The organism is Exiguobacterium sp. s5 (assembly GCF_018618075.1).
Classification (GTDB): domain Bacteria; phylum Bacillota; class Bacilli; order Exiguobacteriales; family Exiguobacteriaceae; genus Exiguobacterium; species Exiguobacterium mexicanum_A.
This window is the reverse complement of record NZ_JACSLK010000001.1, coordinates 534,191-553,556: the sequence shown is the minus strand read 5'-3', so window position 1 is coordinate 553,556 and position 19,366 is coordinate 534,191. Positions and strand designations below refer to the sequence as shown.

Here is a 19,366-nt window from a genome sequence, read left to right as displayed (position 1 = left end):
TATGAACCGTACACAAGTATTGCTCGCCATCCCAGGAAACTGGTCATCGGCCGAGGCAGTCAGCGAACAAATCAGTTTACATAGCGAAGGCTACACGATGGCTGGCCTACTGCTGTTAGAAGATGAGACCGGAAAAGCGTTCACGGTCGAAGTCGTCGAGCGCGACCCGGCTCTCGCCGAAGCGATGATTCATGCCAGCTCGGGCGGTTTCACGCCGAAAATCGCGAAAGGGCTTACCCGCCACACGCACATCGTCTATTTGATCGTCGACGTCAATGACGTGACGGACATCGCGGCGGCCCGCCGTGCGGCCAATGCGATCTTGAACGCCGGCGGACTCGGCGTCATGGTCGAGACGGCTGGTGTCGCCTACTCGAAAGACGAATGGCAAGAGTCGAAAGAAGAAGACCTCGCCCTCGACTACTCGCTTCTCACAGCCATCACGGAAGAAGAAGACGCCTACGTCTCGTGGGGCATGAAAGCGTTCGGTCACGCCGACGTCGCCGTACCGGCCACGCTCGAAATTGAAGACGCGATTCACGTCGTCCATTCGTTCAACTTCCACCTCATTTCGGGTGGATCGATGTTCGGGGACGGGGACAGCTTCACGTTCGAGGACGGCAAAACGTTCACGGTCGAGATGGGTGAAGACGAGCGGACGTCCATCGACAACTTGCTCCATAACCCGTTCGGCTTGATTTACCTCGTGCCACAGACAACTGAAGGTTGAACATGGCGATCGATTCGGACTCCCGTCCAAATCGATCTTTTTTTGATTAATCGATTATAATTAATCTATACAAATAATAGATTAGAGGTGAATCATATGAAAGAGTCGCCTACGGTTGAGTTCAAGCGAGAACTTACAGACGCTGTCGTTCACGAAGTGATTGCGTTCGCCAACACGCAAGGTGGTGTTCTTTATATCGGTATAGAAGATGATGGTACCGTCCTCGGTGTCCCTAACGCACATCAAAAACTCGAAGAAGTATCAAACAAGCTACATGACAAAATTCAACCAGCTATTCTAGTCCATTTATATTTAGAAGTGGTTGAGCTCGACAAAAAAGAGGTCATAAAGATAGCTGTGGCCCGCGGAACGAGACGCCCTTATCATTTGAAGAGAAAAGGCATGAAATCATCGGGTGTTTTCATTCGGTACGGTACGTCTGTCACAAATGCCTCTGAAGAAAACATCCGCCAAATGATTATCGAATCAGATGGGACGAACTTTGAAACGATGCGTAGTTTGAAACAGAAACTGACTTTCGAGGAAGCTTCTCACTTTTTTGCTCAAACGAACATCAAATTTGGTGTCGAGCAACAACGTACACTTGGCCTGATGACAGATGATGGCTATTACACAAATTTAGAGCTCCTTCTTTCTGACCAATGCGAACAATCAATCAAATGCGCCCGCTATTTAGGGAACGACAAGCTTGAATTTCAAGATCGTAAAGAATTTAGTGGCTCCATTCTCGCGCAAGTCGAATCCGTCTATGAATACCTTAGTCTGAACAATGCCACGTCAGCACGCTTCGTCGGTCTAAAACGGCTCGAGACCGAAAGTTATCCTAGTCCTGCTTTGCGAGAAGCTCTTGTAAATGCCGTTACACATCGCGATTATAGTTTTAGCGGTAGCATCTTGATTCATTTATTCCAAAACCGAATCGAAATCGTCTCGGTGGGCGGACTCGTGAAGGGCTTAACGATCGAGGATATCAATTTAGGTATTTCTCAGAGCCGTAATCCAAAACTAGCCAATGTATTGTATCGTCTGAAATGGATTGAAAGTTATGGTACCGGGTTACAACGAATCAAAGAAAGCTACAAAGAAAGTCTCGAACGACCATTCTGGACTACGAGTCCGAACGCCTTTGTCGTGACGTTGCCTAAACAACAGCTAACGACACCAGACTCTGACGAAAACGAACTCGAACAATGGCTTAGTCAACAGTCCGAATTTACGACAAGAGAACTCGAAGCCTATTTGAATAAAAGCAAAGGGACTGTCCGAAAACTGATCGAACAGTTGATAGCCGAACGAAAAGTGACCCGTGTCGGAAACGGTCGAACGACGCGCTACCGTACGTTAAACTAAACAAGAGCTCACAGACTTTCGTCTGTGGGCTCTTGTTTTGGTTGCGCCGGCATATCGAGCGGCAAAAAATAATGTGCGCGCCCTTCCCACCCGAGTCGATCACTCAACAGGTCGAACGACGTCCGGAAGAAGGCTTGGATGTCATCTGCCCGACTCACGTTCTCAATCGACAAAAAACATTCGCTCATCTTGGCGTCGTAGTAGGCGTCCGCTGGTTGAAGCCGCTCCGAGCCGAGGTCGGTGTATTGAAACGGATACGGCAAGATGAAGAACGTCGGCACGTCGACGGACTCGTCGCCGAGCCAAAAGCCGAACTCGATCATGTGCTCGTCGAACGCCGCCTTCTCGATCACCTTGTCCTCGGGGAACGGCTCGGATTTTCCGTAGACGATGAGCGATGACACGTCGAACGTGCCCCAAAACAAGGCCGGCTTCACTTTCCGGCATCGGAGCGGGGCGAGAAACGCCGCTTGTTCCCGCACCCCGTACTGGAACAGGCGCACCCCTTTCAGGGCCGTCGATGTGTCATAGACGAGCGGGGTCTCATCGCGGTCGAGCCACCAGATGTCGCGCATCTCTTGCGATTTCGGGTTAATGGTGACGGTGATGCCGGATGCATGGAGTGCGTCGACCATCGCCTCATAATAGGACTTGATCGGCTTCCCGTCCGTCAGCGGAATCACGGTCGTAGCGGTTTCGACCTGCACCGTGATGACCGAGGCCGCGACGTCGACGTCGATCTCGAACAACGTCTCCCCGCTCCAGAGCGGTCCCGTCGAAAATCCATTCACGGTGAGCGGTAACGTGACGTGGGCCCATTGCGGCTCTTGCGGGGCGAGACCGAGTTTGATTTTGCCTAGAATTTGCGACACGAGATGGAGCGTGAGCTTCGTGTCCGCCCATTCGGAGTGGCGTATGATTTCCATCAGCGTTTCCTCATTTCTTCATTCGAACAAGTGACGCAGCTACTCTCCTGATTCCCTGTCCTCGACGCAAACAACCAAAAAAATCCACAGACGAGTGTCTGTGGATTCAACCGCGCATCTCTTGGAGACGCTCGAGTTGATGGGTCAGCTCGCCGATGGGGACGAACCGGGCCCGGCGGAGCGTCTCTCTGCCGTCGAGGAAAAACAGGACGACCGGGACAGTGAAAATCGAGTAGGCACCGGCAATCTCCGGCACCTGATCCGAATCGATGGCGACCGCCTCGATATCGGGGAACTCCGTCAACATCTCCTCGACTTGCGGTTTGAGCGAGTGGCAGACGCTACAGGTCGGATGCGAGACGTAGACGAGCAATTGGTCTGTATTCGCGATCCGGTCGTGTAACGCCGAAAGTGTGGTGACAGCTTCCATCGAACTCCCTCCTTTTTTGATTACGCGTCGAGCCAAAGCACCCCGACCGTCTCAAAGCCGGCGTGGACCGCGATCGATGGGCAGAAGCGCGTCTTGACGACTTCAATGTCTGGCAATTTCGCCTGGATGAGCGCGACGAGATTGTCTTGCATTTCCGGCGCGAGCGCCGTCTGGACGAAGACACGGTTGTTGTGAATCCCGTTCGCGGCGTGGCGGCGTTCAAGCTCGGTTACCATCTCAGCGTACGCTTTTTTGAGCGACCGTGCTTTTTTGAACGGGATGACTTTCCCGGTCTCATCGAGCGTGATGATTGGTTTGATGTTCAAGATGTTGGCAAGGAACATCTCACCGGACGAGACGCGACCGCCGCGGCGCATCGTTTCCATATTCCCGATGATCATGAAGAAGTTCTTCTTGTCGCGCCACGCTTCGAGCAAGGCAACGATCTCTTCGGCTGATTTGCCTTCGGCCTCGGCGGCGAGCCCGAGTCGGACGAGCTCTTGCTGCGCTTCAAGCGCCGCGTGCGAGTCGACCGTGTATACTTTGAAGCCGGCTGCTTCGGCCGCTGCGCTCGAGTTTTTCACCGTCGAGCTCAACCCGTTCGAACAGTGGACGGCGATGGCACAGTCGTATCCTTCCTCTTTCAAGCGCTCATAGCGCGCGATGAAGTCGCCAAAAATCGGCTGTGATGTCTTCGCCTCTTTCTTTTGGTCGATCATATAGCGGTGCAAGTCCTCGAGTGACAAATCGACTTCGCTATAGCCGCTACCGTCGACGATCAATTGAATCGGAACGATATCGACACCGAGCCGGGCCGCCTCTTCCTTCGAGAAATTGGCCATGCTGTCGGTAATCCATGCGATTTTGGTCATAACAAAAATCCTCCATTGGTCGTTCAATTTTTTCCTAATTCATTATACCTCATTTTTCGGATTCGTTCCTTTTTGACTGATTTGGCCGAAAAAAGACAGCGAGACTCATCGTCGCACTGTCTTCGGCTTCGACTCATCGTGTCGAAATCAACTTCGTATGGGCAAACTCGTCATGCGGCAACTCCGTCTCTTTTCCTGCCTTGATTTGTTGGAGCGCCTTCAAGAGCGGCAGCCCAAGCGTCGCTGGATAGACAACGTCTTTATAAAGCGTCCGCTTCACGACTTGCTCGAGCGAGAGCGGGCGTCCGTCTTGGCTCACGACTTTGATGCCGACGACTTGGTCGCCGATTGTCTGCCCATTTTTATTGAGCAAGAAATACACTTCTCCGGCGATCGTCACGAGCGTCGGCAAGTAATACCGTTTCACATCTTTTCCGGGAAACAGCTTCTTCCGAATCATCTTCTCGACGAGTTTCGCCGGCGTTTGAAAAATGAATTGATCGATTTGACTGGCAACGGCGCGTTTCCAAATTGGGACTGCCACGTTCATCATCCTCTCGTTTCGGGTCTAGCCTTTTGATTCCTCTTTTGACTTCGCTTGAAACGCAGAAAACGGACAACCCGAGCGGGCGAACAAGTTCGGCGTCACAATTTCGTCATTGTAGTGGCGATGGAACACGTGCGTCGCGGCCGGTGACATGGGCGGGATGAGCCATCCCCATTGCCCGGTCACCTCACGACCTGCGTCCTGTTCGTTCTTCTCGAACCGTTTGAACTGCTTCGCCGCCGTATGGTGATCGACGATCGTCACCCCGGCCCGCTCGAACGACTGTAGGACGGCGACGTTCAACTCGACGAGGGCCCGGTCGCGCCAAAGCGTCCGCTCTTTCGATGTATCGAGCCCGAGCGACGTGCCGACGAGGGGCAATAAATTATAGCGGTCCGTATCGGCCAAGTTGCGCGCCCCAATCTCGGTTTCCATATACCAGCCGTTGAACGGGACCGACGTGAAGCGCAAGCCGCCGATTTCGAGCTCCATATCGGCGATGGCCGGGACGGCGTGCCATTTGACCGTTCGTCCGTCGAATAAGTCGTACGCCTCGTGTCGAATCTCGACTTCGAGCACCGCATCGTCCGGCAGTTCATAGAGCTGGACCTCACGTCCGTCGGTGATGAGAAGCGGCAGGACGTCAAACGCGGTCCCGGCCCCGACCCAGCCGAGCCGTTCGGCTTGCCTCGTGATGGACAGCGAGAGCGGGTCACCAACGATCCCATCTTCCGTCTCATATGCCGCATAGCGGATGAGTTGCGCGTTCAGCAAACGGAACTCGTTCGGGAGCACGGTCATCGTCGAACGGATTTTCCCGTCGTTCGTCGCGTAGCGCAGATGGCCGACGAGCGCCTCAAACACCTCGTCGAACGTCGTCACGCCCCGGGCGTCCCGGACAGTGAGCGTCTGCCAAAACAGCCGGCCGATGCATCGGTTCGAGTTGCGCCAGGCGAGTTTCGCACCTTCCATCAACTCGTCTGTCGTGAGCGTGTACGTCCCGGTCTGCTCCAGCTCGACGGCGATCGCCTCGAGCCGATCTGTATAATCGCCTTCTAGTTGTGAGAAAAAGTGTCGGATTGCCTGCATGTCCATGTTGTCGATCTCCTCTATGTAGTCTGTCCCTCTCATCTTAGAGAAAATCGCTACGGGTTTCTAGTTTTAGCGTACAGAAAAAGCGAGCCGGTGTTGGCTCGCCTTCAGTCTGTCTGATCGATCAAGTCTTTCGCTTTTTGAATCGTGAATCCTCGCGGTTTTTCGCTCTCTAAAGCGGTCAATCGCTTCTCGAGTTCGACCGTCTGTTCATACGACGCCTCATATTGGTAAAGCCCGTTGGCGAGCTCGGTCAGCCGCGTCACTTGAATCGGTAGCGGTGCCATCCCATCATCTAGCAAGATGACGAGGCTCAGGTCACTGTCGACTGGCAGGCGGATTGACGCGTAAAAGGCGATCGTCTTGAAGCCGCGCCGCATGATGACGATCGGTGACGTGCCGACCGCGACGTCTTGGTCGCGCAGGCGTGTGATCGTAATACCGGCGTGAATCAAGCGACTCGAGGACGGGATCGTCTCGACGTATTCCTCGATCGGGGTCAGCGTGCCCGCCTCGAGCGCCTGTTCGAACTCCGACTCTTTGAGCGGACGGCTGAAAATGAATCCTTGGATGACGTGGCAGCCGAACTCGCGGAGGCGGAGCAAGTCGTCCATCATCTCGACGCCTTCGACGACGACGTTCATCCCAAACTCCTCGGCGATGAGGAGCAGGCTCCGAATGATGCCTTGGGCCTTTCGGCTTTGGTTGACGTTATGGGCGAACACCCGGTCGATTTTAATCGTCTGAGCGCTATACGCCTGCAAATAGGCAAGCGACGAGTACCCTTTCCCGAAATCGTCGAAGGCGATCGGGATGCCGAGGTCGTTCAATCGTTCGAACGCTTGTGTGATCTGTTGGGCGTCTTCTAATAGCGACGTCTCCGAGATCTCGACCTCGAGATAGCTTGCCGGGATGTGATAACGGGAGAGCGTGTCTTCGAGCACATGTTCGAAATGTTCTTGGTACAAGTATTTGGCCGATACGTTGATCGAGATCGGCACTTTCTTCGGAAGCGTCATCAAATACCGGCACACTTCTTCAATCAACCAGTTCGTCAGTTCGAGGTGCAGGCTGCTCTCCTCGGCGAGCGGGATGAACTCGGCCGGCGAGATCGAGCCCCACGTCGGATGCGTCCACCGCATGAGCGCCTCGGCCCCGACGATTTGCCCCGTCCATGCGTTCACTTTCGGCTGATACATCAAATAAAATTCTTTGTTTTGAAGGGCACCGCGCATATCCCGCAGCAGTTCATACCGCTTCAACGATTCGATGTCCATTTGTGACGAGTACAGTTCCAGTTGGGCCCCGATCTTCTTATCGGCCCGGTTCATGGCGATACAGGCGTGCTTAATCAATTCGCTCGCCTGTGTGCCATCCTCCGGATATCGGCTCACCCCGATCGAGATACGGGCGAACAAGTCGTACACATCGACGCGGAAACGGTGGGTCGAGAGTGTGCCTAGCTTCTTGCCGAGCGCGAGCACTTCCGGGTCTTCCAAGCGCCGTGGCAACACGATGAGCACGTTATCCGCATCGAGATGTCCAAGGAGCGCGTCTTTCGGCAAGAGACGAATCAATTGGTTCACCGTCGCGACACGCCACTCGTCGCCAAGTTCGTAACCGAACGTATGGTTGATCTCCGCGATCCGGTTGAACGACAGCGAGAACAACGTGAACGGATTGCGCTTCCGGGTCAAATGATACACCGATTCGGTGATCGATTCGCGATTCGGCATGTTCGTGATCGGGTCGAGCGAGGCGAGACGCCAAATCTCTTCTTGCTGCTCTTTCAACTGCGTGATGTCTTTGACGAGCGTCCGGAACCCGACGACATGGCCGCCTTCAGAAAAAATGGGTTCCCGATTCTCTTCAATCCATTTGACGTTCCCTTTGGCGAAAATACGGTACGAGAACGTCGACGGCTTGCCGCTCAGCGTCACTTCCCGCGCCTGCTTGATTTTCGGGACGTCGTCCGGGACGACGACTTTTTGCCAATAGTCCGGATGGGCATTGAATTGATCTTCCGTATAACCAAAGATGAGCGAGAAGCCCGGCGTCAAAAACTTAAATTGCTTCGATTCGAAATAGCGCTCAAAAATGACCGAGTCGACGATTTCACACAACTGCCTCACTTTCGATCGTTCCTTCGTCAGTTCTTCTTCGGCTGTGACCAAGTTCGTCACGTCGAACATCGCCCAGGTGACGGCTTTTCGGTCTTTCGAGACACCGACCTTCACAATCAACTCCAAATACTGTTTCATCTTCGGGTTGAAGGCGCGCAGTTGCGTCTCATACTCGAATTGCGTGCTGTCTTGAAGCAACGCCTCGAGCGCCGCCGCGAACGCGCCCCGGTCGTCCTCATGAATCAGGTTTCGGAAGTCCTCTCGTTTCATATTCGCGAGCTGTCGCTTCGTCAAACCGAGCAGGTTCCCAGTCTGCGGGGAATGATAGAACGTCCCGGTGTCGAGGTCGAGCTCGATCAAAATGAGCCCAGGGATTCGCTCGAACAGCACCCGGCTCACTTTCATCCGATTGTAGCGTTCCCGCAACTCCGTCTGCGTCGTCAAATCTTTGACGACCCCGTAAAGGCCCGTGATGACCCGTCCGGTATAGAGTGGCGTGTTCGTGATCGACAGATGGATCGAGCGTCCATCCGCATTACGCGCTTGCAATTCGTAATGCACCGTCTCACCTTGGAGCGAACGCTGATGGAACGCTTGGACCCGTTCACTTTCGGCCTTCGGCAGCCATGAGGCCGGGTGGACGAACCGCTCTTCTTCCCCGTTGAACAGAAGCGACAGTTTTTCATTTGAGTCGACGAGTCTCAAGTCACAGTCTAGGACGTAGACGGCGTCCGGATACTGATCGAGCAGCAACGGGTTGATATTGATCCGTTCCCCACGTTCCAATTGTTCAACGTTTGATTCCAATGCATGCTTCCATTGTCGGAAGAAGCCCATTTCCACCACTCCCCGGTGTGACGAACGTCACACGAATATCGTATTATCTTGATTATATAAGATGAGGCCAGACGGATACGCTTCTGTTTTTGAAAATAAGGGGAACAATCTCTCTTTTGTACATATTTTCAAATTAATGTCATTATTTTAAGCGCTAAAAAAGACCACGCACTCGATTGAGCCGTGGTCTCCTGATTAACGCTGTTTCACGACGACCGAGCCGTAAGCCGGTACATCGACCGAGCCCGAGACGCGTTTAATCGTCTTCGTGCCCGCTTGTTTCCCATCGACGATGAGGTTCCATTGCCCGCTCGGCAATTTCACTTTGACCGTCTTGGCGTTGGCGTTGTGCGTGATGAACAAGTCCTTCTTCTGGCCTGGCGCTTTGTCATCGATCGAGTAGCTGATGACGTTCGCTTCGGCTTTGTAGAATTTCAAATTTTTCTTCACGTCCACCGCTTTCGTCATGCGAAGACCTGGGTTGTCTTTACGCATCTCGATCAAGCCTTTCATGTACTGGACGTCCGCCTTACGGTCAGCGGCCCGTTTCCAGTCCATTTGGTTGATGCGATCCGGTGATTTGTACGAGTTGTGGTCGCCTTCTTTCGTGCGCATGAACTCTTGACCGGCATGGATGAACGTCGTTCCTTGGCTCGTCAAGAGAATGCTCGACGCGAGACGATGCATCTTCGTGCGGTCCGCTTCCGACGTTTCTGGGTTCGTGAGTTCGAGCTTGTCCCAGAGCGTGTGGTTGTCGTGCGCTTCGACGTATGTGATCGCTTGCGTCGGTTCTTTCGTGAAGCCTTTGATGTCGGCGCTGTAGTCGATTTCGCCGACGATTCCCGTCTTGATGCGGTTCTCAAGGCCGGCTTTACCATTGATGAAGCCGTTGTCCGTGTCGACGAAGACACTGCCTTTCAAGCCGTCGCGGATGTTGTCGTTGAAGTGTGCGACGCCTGGCATCTTGTATGCGTTCTTCTGGTTCGCTTTCTTCGCCGGGTCGAGTGGCGTGCTGAGGTCCCACCCTTCGCCGAAGACGAGGATGGAAGGATCCACTTTGTTCAACGCCGAACGGACTTGGTTCATCGTCTTGACGTCATGGATGCCCATGAGGTCGAAACGGAACCCGTCCCAATGGTATTCTTTTGCCCAATAGACGACCGAGTCGACGATGAGCTTCTGCATCATCTTGCGTTCCGACGCGGTGTCGTTGCCGACGCCCGTTCCGTTCGCGAAGTCGCCGCCTTCAGTGTAACGATAGTAGTATCCTGGGACGATCTTGTGCAAGTTCGACGCCTGCGCATCGAACATGTGGTTATAGACGACGTCCATGACGGCGCGTAAGTTGTTGTCATGGAGGCCTTGGATCATTTGTTTCATCTCGCGAATCCGGACTTTGGCGTCATACGGGTTCGTCGAGTATGAGCCTTCCGGTGCGTTATAGTTTTTCGGGTCATACCCCCAGTTGTACGATGCATCCGGTTTCGTCTCATCGACCGAGGCCGTGTTGTAGTCGTATACCGGAATGAACTGGACGTGCGTGACGCCGAGGTCTTTCATATGGTCGAGGCCTGTCTTCGTCGCTGTCTTCTTGCCGTTGACGAGGAGACGTGTCCCTGGCTCGACGACGCCGAGATATTTGCCTTTGTTCGTGATGCCTGAGTCATACTTGTCTGACGTGACGTCAAAGATTGACAAGTCGCGGACATGCGTCTCATAGATGATGGCATCTGTCCGTTTCGCCAATTTCGGTTTCATCGAGTTCCAACGTTTCGGCTTCGTCTCGTTCAAGTCGACGACGACCCCTTGGTCCCCGTTCACACCGACCGCCGTCGCGTACGGGTCGACCGCGCGGACGCTGCCTGACGCGTGCTTGACGTTGTACGTGTAGCCGATGCCATCCAAGTCGCCGCGTACTTCAGCGACCCACGTGCCGCGCTCGCCACGCTTCATCGAAATCGTCTTCTTCAAGTCTTTATCTGAAGCAGGGCGCGTTTTCGGCATGTTCCATAGTTCGAGCTTGACGTCTTGAGCCGTCGGAGCCCACAGGACGAACTGTGATTTTGAGTGCTTGTACGTCACGCCGAGCTTGCCGTCATAGGCGTACTTCGCATCGAACTCCGGTGAACGGAGGACGTCGCCCGCTTGGAGCACTTTATCTCCGAACGTCGGATGTTTCGCCGTGATGACCGCCGCCAAGTCGATATCGGCACTGAAGCGGACCGTGACCGATTTGTCGCCTGATTTCTCAACCGACTCGACCGACGCACCTTCGACCGTCAATTCGCTCAAGAACGTCTCATCGATGACGCGGTTGAGCGTGAGCTCCGCTTGACGGAACGTGTCCGCTTCGAATGAGACGATTTTCGGTGAGCGATCGATTTCTGGTTCTGAGTAGTAGATTGTCGAATCGCCTTCGACGAGCCAAATCTCTTTCGCTGTGCTGAGCGCGAACCGATCTTCCCCATCTTTTTCGGCCCATTCCCCTTTTTTCGTGACGAGCCCGATGAGTTTCTTCGCGTCCGGGTTCGCGAACTTCACGTTCGCCACGCCACCGTATGCGTCCGTCTCATCGAAGTTTATGCTTTGGCCGTCGCCACCGTCTGGCCATGTCCAAAGACCCCAATCGGTGTATGTATTGTCATAACGGAAGTAATGAACTTTCATATCCACGTCCGTTGCTGCCGTCTCCCCGTCCGGGTTAGACGTATAGATCTTCGAGTCGCCTGACTTGATCCACACTTCGGCAACGCCGTCTTTGATCATATCGCTCGTGATGAAGCGGTCGTTCTCAGACCCTTTATCCTTCTCCCAGTTGTCCGTACGGACGATGAGACCGAGCTTTTCTGGTGAATCGACCGGGAATTCGTAGGCCGCCACCTTTCCGAAGTCGTCCTCGCCGTTGAAGGCGAAGGCTTTATTCGGGAAATAATCTGGGTTATTCGCCCAAAGCCATAAGTTCCAATCCGTTTGATTGTCCGGGGCCTCTTGATAGTGAACGACGACGAGCGTCGATTTGCCTTTATCGAGAGCGGACGATGACATCGGAAACATTGAGAACACTAGTGCAAACGTTAGCACAACTGCCCATGCCTGTTTCCATCGCTTGTTGACCATGTGGGTCCCTCCTTGTAGCATTAATTTAGGAAAACGCTTACACAAAAATTGTAAACGTTTCCTTTTCGGAATTCAATGTTTTTCTAGACAAACACCTAACGCCTTCCACTTTGCGCCATCGGTTGGGAAACCCCCTCTATTATCCATTTGAAAAACGATTGCATTATTGGTCGATTGGACTGTATATAGAAGTTAGGGGAGGAATTTTAAAAATATGTCACTTACGAACCTCATTAACAACTTGATCGCCAACGCCAGTCTGTTGCTGGTCGGCCTCTATATCATCTCGCGTCTCACGAAGCTGGGCGTGACGACGAAGCTCCCGCTCCGGCGTCAAGTCACCATCTCCTTCTTACTCGCCGGGCTGTCGATTGTGATCACCCTCCACGGCGTGTTGTGGAACGCGCAAGCCGACTTTCAATACGGGTTTGTCCCCATCATCATGTCGGCGCTCTACTTCGGCCTGCCGGGTGTACGGATCACATATGTCGCGAGCATTCTCGTTTTGCCGTTCATCTTGACCGAGACGCTTTTGTTGATCACGTTTCTCGACTACACGCTCGCCGCATCGGTCGCTGTCGCTTTCCTATGGTTCCGCGAACGAATCAAGCCGGCGCGGGACATCCGAATCGTCAATGCGATCAGCCTCGGATTCATCTCGTTGTTCTCATTGTTAAACGTCAGCAATTATAATCAAATCGAAACGTATGTGATGACGCTCCTCGCCTTCATCACCATCGGGTACTCGGCCGGATTCCTGCTCCATATCGTCTACGGGGGCATCCATAAAATCCAACGCTCGGAACGGCTCATCTCGAAATATAAAGAAGCGGCCTTCACCGACGCGTTGACCGGACTTGGGAATCGCCGCCGCTTCGAGGAAGAGATGAAGCGCGTCGACGAAGAAGTGTTCAATGGAACGCAAGACGTTGCCTTGCTCTTCCTCGACATCGATCATTTCAAATCGATTAACGATACGTACGGCCATGATGCCGGTGATGCCATCTTGATCGTATTAGGCAACCGGTTGACGAAAACCGCCCGGACCGATGACATGGTCTGCCGCAACGGCGGCGAAGAATTCTCGGTTTTATTGGCCGACTGCACGTTGTCGCAAGGGTTCGTCATCGGCAAACGCTATTTGCGGCAAATCGCCGAAACGCCGTTCTTATTGCCAGACGGATTGTTCATTGACGTCACCGTCTCCATCGGCATCGCCAGCACGTCAGAGTCCAAAATCGCCACGTCGAGCCAGCTGATTAAAAAAGCCGACGTCGGCTTATATGTCGCCAAACGGAGCGGACGCAACCGACTCGGCAAGTGGAATGAAAAGAGAGCGAACTAACCCCTGATGCGCGGCATCAGGGGTTCATTATAGTTTCTTCCATTCTTCTAACGCCTCTAAGTACCAACGATAGCTCAGCTTGAACGTTTCGTCCTTCTCATGCAACACCCGATAATATCCTGTTCCCCGCACTTCTCAGCACACAAAAAACGACGCCCGATTGATTCGGACGCCGTCTGTGTTAGTTCCCGTACTTTTTAAAGAGTTGATAGTTCTTGTTTCCGCCTGACAAGTTATAGACGTCGGTGAACCCGAGGTTGCGGAGCACGTTTTGGGCCGCGTTCCCCGTCACCCCGCCGTTGCAATAGACGACGGTCGGTTTGGTCTTATCGAGGTCGTTCGATGCCGCACGTAAATCACCGAGCGGGATGTTGACGGCACAGTCAACGCACGCCTTCTCGAACTGCGAGGCTTTGCGTGTATCGATGATTTGCATGTCCTCACCCGCATCAATCCGCTTTTGCAGTTCGCCCGGCGTGATGAGGCGAGCCGCTTTGTCCATACTGTTCGCGAGCACCATGCCCGTGTACATGACCGGGTCTTTCGTCGTCGAGAACGGTGGCGCATAAGCGAGATCGAGATGGAACAAATCATCGACTTTCGCCTTGAACGTAATCGCCGTGACGAACACGTCGATGCGTTTGTCGACACCTTCGAACCCGACGATTTGAACGCCGAGCAATTGGCGTGTCGCCCGGTCACCGATCGCTTTGATCGTCATGTCTTTCCCGCCCATATAGGCCGGCTTATCCGGTTTCGTGTTATGGAGCACTTCGATGTCGTATCCGAGTTCGCGTGCCTCACGTTCCGATAGACCGGTCTGCGCGACCGCTTGGCCGAACACTTTGAAGATGCCCGTCCCGAGGATGCCTCGGTGTTCGAGGTCGCCGCCCGTGATGAGGTCCCCGAGGGCACGCCCCATCTTGTTCGCCGTCGAACCGAGCGGACGCCAAATCGGTTTACCCGTGACGAGCGAGAAGCTTTCGGCGACGTCGCCGGCCGCATAGACGTTCTTCACGTTCGTCTCCATCCGCTCGTTGATGGCGATTGCACCCGTCTCCCCGATCGTTACCCCAATCGACTTCGCGAGTTCCGTGTTTGGACGGACGCCGACCGACAGGATGACGAGATCCGTATCGATCGTCTGGCCGCTCTCTGTGACGACGCGTTCGACGTGACCGTCACCGATGAGTTCCGTCACCGTCTCACCGAGCATGAGCTCGATGCCGTTCTTCTCGAGGTGATCTTCGACCCGGCACGCCATGTCTTTGTCGAGCGGCGGCATCACTTGTGGGAAACGCTCGATGATCGTCACATCGATGCCGCGCAATTTGAGCTGCTCGGCCATCTCAAGACCGATGAAACCGGCGCCGATGATGGTCGCGTGCTTCGGATTCGTAGCATCGACAAAGTTGCGTGTCGCTTCCGCGTTCTGGATGTTACGGATCGGGAACACGTTGTCCGAGTCGACACCCGGGATCGGCGGGATGATGCTCGAGGCGCCTGTCGCGAGGACAAGGCGGTCATAGCTGTCCGTGAACGATTCGCCTGTCTCGAGGTTCTCGACCGTGATCGTCTGTGCGTCGGCATCGATCGCCGTCACGTTATGTCGTGTCATGACGTCAAGTTGGTAGCGCTTCTTGAAGAACGCCGCGTCACGAGGCGTCAAATCGTCGCGTGACTCGACTTCGCCGCCGACGTAATACGGGATGCCGCAACCTGAGTACGAGATATCGTAATCGCGATCGTAAATCGTAATCTGTGCGTCCTCATTGTTACGACGTGCTTTTGCCGCGACCGACGTACCGGCGGCGACTGAACCGATGATGACCAATTTCATAAAAAACACTCCTTAGTAAAGTATTAGGCTGATATATAGTCCGAGCAACGTGATGGCGAGCGTCGGGATCGTCAAGATGATGCCGACTTTAAAGTATTGACCCCAACCGATTTTAAGCCCTTTCGTACGGAGCACATGGAGCCAAAGCAACGTTGCGAGTGACCCGATTGGTGTAATCTTCGGACCAAGGTCGGACCCGATGACGTTCGCATAGATGAGCGCTTCCCGAATCTGACCGGTCGTATTCGTCAAATCGATGGCGAGCGCGTCAATCATGACGGTCGGCATATTGTTCATGACCGATGACAAGATGGCGGCCAAGAAGCCCATCCCGAACGTGGCGCTGAAGGCGTTCACGGCGAACCAGTCGATGAAGTTGGCGAGCACTTGCGTCAGTCCCGCGTTTTGCAGACCGTAGACGACGATATACATCCCGAGCGAGAAGAAGACGATCGCCCATGGCGCCCCGCGTAGGACGGACCGGGTCGGCACGGCCGGTGAACGGTTCGCCATGATGAGGAAGAACAACGAGATGACGCCTGCGACGAGCGAGACCGGGATGCCGATGATGTCACTCGTGAAATATCCGATGACGAGAAGTGCGAGCACGACCCACGACAAACGGAACATTTTATGGTCTTTGATGACCGAGGCCGGCTCGACGAGTTTCGATAAATCGTATTGCTTCGGAATGTCCTTTTTGAAATACAAATACAAGACGAGCAAACTTCCGGCTACGGCGAATACGTTGACGAACACCATCCGCGCCGCATATTCGGCGAAACCGATGCCGAAGAAGTCGGCCGAGACGATGTTGACGAGGTTCGAGACGACGAACGGCAGACTCGCTGTATCGGCGATGAACCCGGACGCCATAACGTATGCCAACACGACCGCGTCCGGCAGCTTGAGCGCCCGCACCATGGCGAGCACTATTGGTGTCAAGATGAGAGCCGCTCCGTCGTTGGCGAACAACGCCGCGACGAGCGCACCGAGCAACGTGATATAGACGAACAGCTTCACGCCGCCGCCTTTGGCGATGCGGGCCATATGTAAGGCAGCCCATTCAAAAAATCCGATCTCGTCCAAGATGAGCGAGATGATGATGATGGCGATAAATGTGAACGTCGCGTTCCAAATGATGCCCCAAACGGTACCGACGTCGTCCAAATCGACGACCCCGGTGAGTAAGGCGATGACCGCCATCCCCATCGCCGAGTAACCGATGCCGAGGCCTTTCGGTTGCTTGATGATGAGGAAGAGCGTCACCAAAAAAATCAAACTAGCAATCCACTGCACAATGAGTTCCTCCAATAGTTCTCTATTTGTTTAGCACGTCTGTTGTAAGCCGCGAAGCACGAGGCTGACGCCGTCTTCTGTCGACTCGACGTCGAGCGTGACGTTCTCCGCCATCGCTTCGGCATCTTTCGCGACGGCGAACGTGAGTCCGTCGAAATCTTTCACATCATCCGTCGTTTCCGGAGCCGCGACGACGAGACCGAGTGTCGGGCCACAGCACCCGGCTTCCGTACAGATGCGAACCGATTTTATTTCCTCTTCAATCAGTGCATCTTTCATAAAATCGATCGCTTCATTCGTAACGTTCATGTAACTTCCTCCTTGAGTAGTTGTGACAGTGCCGGATAACCGACCGGCAGCTGTTCTTGCCATGCGAGTAACGTCGGGCGCGGATAGGCGCTCACACGCTCGAGCCAAGGCGCTTCGCTCGCGACTTTCGCCGTAAACAGCTTGCTCGTCACGTCGAGCGGTGTGAACGATTGGTTGACGACCCAGGCGAACGGTTGAATCTCAGCCCGTTCTAAGTCAGCGACGAGCCGCTCGGCTTCATACACTGGTGTCGCTTCAGGAAGCGTCGTGATGACGACGTGTGTCTGTTTCGGGTCGCGCAGTTTCGGCAACAGCTCGCGGACCGCTTCCGGGACGACCCCGGTCGACCGTTCGAGTTCACGGTGATAACTTTCGGTCGCATCCAAGAGGAGAAGCGTGTGACCCGTCGGCGCCGTATCGATGACGACGAAGCGGTCTTTCGCTTTTGCCACTTGATCGGCGAAGGCGCGGAAGACGGCGATCTCTTCGGTGCACGGCGAACGCAAGTCCTCTTCGAGCATCATGCGCTGCTCGTCGTTCATTTCCCCCGCTTCCCGGAACACATCCATCCGGTACTTCTCGATCTCAATTTTAGGGTCGATCGCATCGACGGTGAACGTATCCGGGACGTCCAACCCGATCGTAAAGGCGACATGCGCGGCCGGGTCCGTCGTTGTCAAATGGACGGCGTGCCCGCGCTCACTGAGCGCGACGGCGACGAGCGAGGCGAGCGTCGTCTTGCCGACCCCGCCTTTCCCCATCGTCATGATGACGTTCGGTCCGTCCATCTCGATTTCGTCGACGAGACGATCGATGGATCCGTAACGGTTCGTGTCATAACGTGTGTCCGGGACGGCGACCGTCTCTCCGTTCACAAAACGGCGGAGCGCCGGGACACCGACGAGGTTCTCATAGGCATATGGTAGCGTGAACGTCTCGAGGTCGGCGACGCCGTCTGGAAGTTCGCGGAGCGCTTGTTGTTGACGCTCGATGAACTGTTTCGTATAGCGGTCCGTCCCTTCTTCGACTGCGACGATGCCGTTGATGACGAGTTGCATCCGTTCGATCCCGATCGCGTGAAGTTCGGTCGCGGCTCGCGCCGCCTCGACGAGCGTCGACGTCTCGGGACGGGCGACGAGCAACAACGTCGTTTCATCGCCATCGGTGAGCGTCTCGACGGCCCGTTTGTATTGCAGTTGCTTATCGGCTAGGCCGGCGAGCGGACCGAGGCAAGACGCACCGGTCGTGTTCGTCTCTAAAAATTCATCCCACGCGCTCGGCAACGTCAATAACCGCAGCGTGTGACCGGTCGGCGCCGTGTCAAAGATGACGTGATCGTACGTCTCACGTGCCGACTCGGACGTCAACAGCTCGGTGAACTGGTCGAACGCCGCAATCTCGACCGTACAGGCGCCGGACAGTTGCTCTTCCATCGACTGGATGGCCACGTCCGGCAACACGCCGCGATATGGTCCGACCATGCGTTCCATGTATTGTTGCGCCGCCTCTTCCGGGTCGAAGTTCGCGATGGCGAGACCTGTATCCGGGACGAGGCGCGGTGTCTCGTCAAGTTCCATCTCGAACACGTCTTGAAGGTTGCTCGCCGGGTCGGTCGAGACGAGCAAGACACGTTTTCCGCGGTCAGCGAGCGTCAAGGCGAGGCTCGACGCCGTCGATGTTTTGCCGACACCGCCTTTCCCGGTCAAAAATACGTAACGGGTCGGCTCGATTGTCGTGAAGTCAAAGCGATTCATGATGACGCGCCTCCTTATTTTTTGAGCGTGATGCGCACTTTCGGTTTCGCGCCGTCTTGTGTGGCGAACGACTCGACCGGGAGTTCTGTCAATCGGGCGATCTCTTCGTTCGTCATATAGGCGCCCCGTTTGACGATTTCACCGTCGACGACGGTGAGCGGAAGCGTCTCGAGCCCGTTCGCGATTTCAGCTTGGACATGAGCGTTCTCGACGAAGCGGTTCGGCTCAGAGGCGAGGTTATAACGGGCCACATCAAAGCCGCGTTGTTTCAATACGTAATGGATGGTCGCGATCCGCGTCAGTTCGGGATCGATCGACGGACCGCATAGTCCGGTCGGACAGCACATGGCTGGTTCGAACACTTCAAGTTTCATCGTTGACTCCTCCTTAAATCGCACACTCGGCGTCACAGTCACAACTCGCATCGACCGTCTCGATGTTGTCGAGCAGCTCGACGACGATCGCATAGAACGGGCTCGTCTCATTCAACCGATAGTGAATCCACTGCTTGTCGCGGCGTTCCAACAACAGTCCCGCTTGGCGCATCATTTTCAAATGACGGCTGATGGCCGGCTGCGAGATGTCGAAACAGTCGACAAAACTGCAGGCACACTGCTCCCCTGCCTGCATTTGCTTGAGCATCGTCAAGCGGGTCGGGTCGGCGAGCACTTTGAGCACTTTACTTAAATCATCTACCGTATGCATCGTCATTCTCCTTCTCTGTATAACAAATCCGTTATATAACCTTTACGTTATGAAATTACCATAGTTTTT

16 protein-coding genes are annotated in these 19,366 nt (G+C 54.6%); 3 read left to right on the top strand and 13 right to left on the bottom strand.

All coding sequences use genetic code 11. From position 1 onward, the window contains the following. The first annotated feature begins 1 nt into the window (after position 1). Both KNP60_RS02900 and KNP60_RS02895 read left to right on the top strand, forming a co-directional pair. Positions 2–730 (top strand): DUF4261 domain-containing protein, encoded by a 729-nt coding sequence (locus KNP60_RS02900; protein WP_034778786.1) that lies wholly within the window; start codon positions 2–4, stop codon positions 728–730. 96 nt (positions 731–826) lie between these two features. After that, positions 827–2,101: an RNA-binding domain-containing protein gene (locus KNP60_RS02895; RefSeq protein ID WP_214796896.1), complete on the top strand. Its 1,275-nt coding sequence runs from the start codon at positions 827–829 to the stop codon at positions 2,099–2,101. An 8-nt stretch (positions 2,102–2,109) separates the two neighbouring features. Here KNP60_RS02895 and KNP60_RS02890 read toward each other — a convergent pair whose 3' ends face one another. The 7 genes from KNP60_RS02890 to pulA form a co-directional block, all read right to left on the bottom strand. Continuing rightward, the gene (locus KNP60_RS02890; RefSeq protein WP_214796895.1) at positions 2,110–3,027 is read right to left on the bottom strand and encodes a DUF5996 family protein; all 918 of its coding nucleotides are present in this window, start codon (positions 3,025–3,027) and stop codon (positions 2,110–2,112) included. Positions 3,028–3,133: 106 nt separating this feature from the next. After that, complete coding sequence (locus tag KNP60_RS02885; RefSeq protein WP_214710921.1) at positions 3,134–3,457, bottom strand: thioredoxin family protein; 324 nt, start codon at positions 3,455–3,457, stop codon at positions 3,134–3,136. Positions 3,458–3,477: 20 nt separating this feature from the next. Then, the gene (locus tag KNP60_RS02880) at positions 3,478–4,329 is read right to left on the bottom strand and encodes a DegV family protein (RefSeq protein ID WP_214796894.1); all 852 of its coding nucleotides are present in this window, start codon (positions 4,327–4,329) and stop codon (positions 3,478–3,480) included. Between the two features lie 133 nt (positions 4,330–4,462). Beyond that, entirely contained in the window at positions 4,463–4,879 is a 417-nt protein-coding gene (locus KNP60_RS02875; protein WP_233004560.1) for an RDD family protein, read from the bottom strand. A gap of 18 nt (positions 4,880–4,897) precedes the next feature. Beyond that, a complete protein-coding gene (locus KNP60_RS02870; protein WP_214754026.1) occupies positions 4,898–5,971 on the bottom strand; it encodes a nitric oxide synthase oxygenase in 1,074 nt (357 codons plus the stop codon). A gap of 104 nt (positions 5,972–6,075) precedes the next feature. Further along, positions 6,076–8,928, bottom strand: a complete 2,853-nt coding sequence (locus KNP60_RS02865; protein WP_214796893.1) for an EAL domain-containing protein — start codon at positions 8,926–8,928, stop codon at positions 6,076–6,078. A 195-nt stretch (positions 8,929–9,123) separates the two neighbouring features. Continuing rightward, positions 9,124–12,045, bottom strand: coding sequence for a type I pullulanase (gene pulA, locus KNP60_RS02860; protein ID WP_251131301.1), 2,922 nt, complete (start codon positions 12,043–12,045; stop codon positions 9,124–9,126). 214 nt (positions 12,046–12,259) lie between these two features. On the opposite strand from pulA, the gene KNP60_RS02855 reads away from it, so the two are divergent. Then, positions 12,260–13,390 (top strand): GGDEF domain-containing protein, encoded by a 1,131-nt coding sequence (locus KNP60_RS02855; RefSeq protein WP_214796892.1) that lies wholly within the window; start codon positions 12,260–12,262, stop codon positions 13,388–13,390. A gap of 181 nt (positions 13,391–13,571) precedes the next feature. Here KNP60_RS02855 and KNP60_RS02850 read toward each other — a convergent pair whose 3' ends face one another. The 6 genes from KNP60_RS02850 to KNP60_RS02825 are packed head-to-tail and all read right to left on the bottom strand — an operon-like array spanning position 13,572 to position 19,297. Continuing rightward, entirely contained in the window at positions 13,572–15,230 is a 1,659-nt protein-coding gene (locus tag KNP60_RS02850; RefSeq protein WP_214796891.1) for an FAD-dependent oxidoreductase, read from the bottom strand. A gap of 12 nt (positions 15,231–15,242) precedes the next feature. Further along, a complete protein-coding gene (locus tag KNP60_RS02845; protein WP_214796890.1) occupies positions 15,243–16,529 on the bottom strand; it encodes an arsenic transporter in 1,287 nt (428 codons plus the stop codon). Between the two features lie 30 nt (positions 16,530–16,559). Continuing rightward, positions 16,560–16,838, bottom strand: coding sequence for a Fe-S cluster assembly protein HesB (locus tag KNP60_RS02840; protein ID WP_214706911.1), 279 nt, complete (start codon positions 16,836–16,838; stop codon positions 16,560–16,562). Beyond that, positions 16,835–18,592, bottom strand: coding sequence for an arsenical pump-driving ATPase (gene arsA, locus KNP60_RS02835; RefSeq protein ID WP_214796889.1), 1,758 nt, complete (start codon positions 18,590–18,592; stop codon positions 16,835–16,837). The genes KNP60_RS02840 and arsA overlap by 4 nt, the downstream gene beginning before the upstream one ends. A 14-nt stretch (positions 18,593–18,606) precedes the next feature. Beyond that, positions 18,607–18,966: an arsenite efflux transporter metallochaperone ArsD gene (arsD, locus tag KNP60_RS02830; RefSeq protein WP_034778806.1), complete on the bottom strand. Its 360-nt coding sequence runs from the start codon at positions 18,964–18,966 to the stop codon at positions 18,607–18,609. Positions 18,967–18,979: 13 nt separating this feature from the next. Beyond that, positions 18,980–19,297, bottom strand: a complete 318-nt coding sequence (locus KNP60_RS02825; RefSeq protein ID WP_052090154.1) for an ArsR/SmtB family transcription factor — start codon at positions 19,295–19,297, stop codon at positions 18,980–18,982. Positions 19,298–19,366 lie beyond the last annotated feature (69 nt).

What these genes read in the sequence shown, in the direction of transcription:
- KNP60_RS02855 (WP_214796892.1), top strand. Translation starts at nt 12,260, where the DNA reads ATGTCACTTACGAACCTCATTAACAACTTGATCGCCAACGCCAGTCTG.
- pulA (WP_251131301.1), bottom strand. Translation starts at nt 12,045, where the DNA reads ATGGTCAACAAGCGATGGAAACAGGCATGGGCAGTTGTGCTAACGTTT.
- KNP60_RS02900 (WP_034778786.1), top strand. Translation starts at nt 2, where the DNA reads ATGAACCGTACACAAGTATTGCTCGCCATCCCAGGAAACTGGTCATCG.
- KNP60_RS02850 (WP_214796891.1), bottom strand. Translation starts at nt 15,230, where the DNA reads ATGAAATTGGTCATCATCGGTTCAGTCGCCGCCGGTACGTCGGTCGCG.
- KNP60_RS02825 (WP_052090154.1), bottom strand. Translation starts at nt 19,297, where the DNA reads ATGCATACGGTAGATGATTTAAGTAAAGTGCTCAAAGTGCTCGCCGAC.
- KNP60_RS02870 (WP_214754026.1), bottom strand. Translation starts at nt 5,971, where the DNA reads ATGGACATGCAGGCAATCCGACACTTTTTCTCACAACTAGAAGGCGAT.
- KNP60_RS02875 (WP_233004560.1), bottom strand. Translation starts at nt 4,879, where the DNA reads ATGAACGTGGCAGTCCCAATTTGGAAACGCGCCGTTGCCAGTCAAATC.
- arsA (WP_214796889.1), bottom strand. Translation starts at nt 18,592, where the DNA reads ATGAATCGCTTTGACTTCACGACAATCGAGCCGACCCGTTACGTATTT.
- KNP60_RS02890 (WP_214796895.1), bottom strand. Translation starts at nt 3,027, where the DNA reads ATGGAAATCATACGCCACTCCGAATGGGCGGACACGAAGCTCACGCTC.
- KNP60_RS02865 (WP_214796893.1), bottom strand. Translation starts at nt 8,928, where the DNA reads ATGGGCTTCTTCCGACAATGGAAGCATGCATTGGAATCAAACGTTGAA.
- KNP60_RS02885 (WP_214710921.1), bottom strand. Translation starts at nt 3,457, where the DNA reads ATGGAAGCTGTCACCACACTTTCGGCGTTACACGACCGGATCGCGAAT.
- KNP60_RS02895 (WP_214796896.1), top strand. Translation starts at nt 827, where the DNA reads ATGAAAGAGTCGCCTACGGTTGAGTTCAAGCGAGAACTTACAGACGCT.
- KNP60_RS02880 (WP_214796894.1), bottom strand. Translation starts at nt 4,329, where the DNA reads ATGACCAAAATCGCATGGATTACCGACAGCATGGCCAATTTCTCGAAG.
- arsD (WP_034778806.1), bottom strand. Translation starts at nt 18,966, where the DNA reads ATGAAACTTGAAGTGTTCGAACCAGCCATGTGCTGTCCGACCGGACTA.
- KNP60_RS02840 (WP_214706911.1), bottom strand. Translation starts at nt 16,838, where the DNA reads ATGAACGTTACGAATGAAGCGATCGATTTTATGAAAGATGCACTGATT.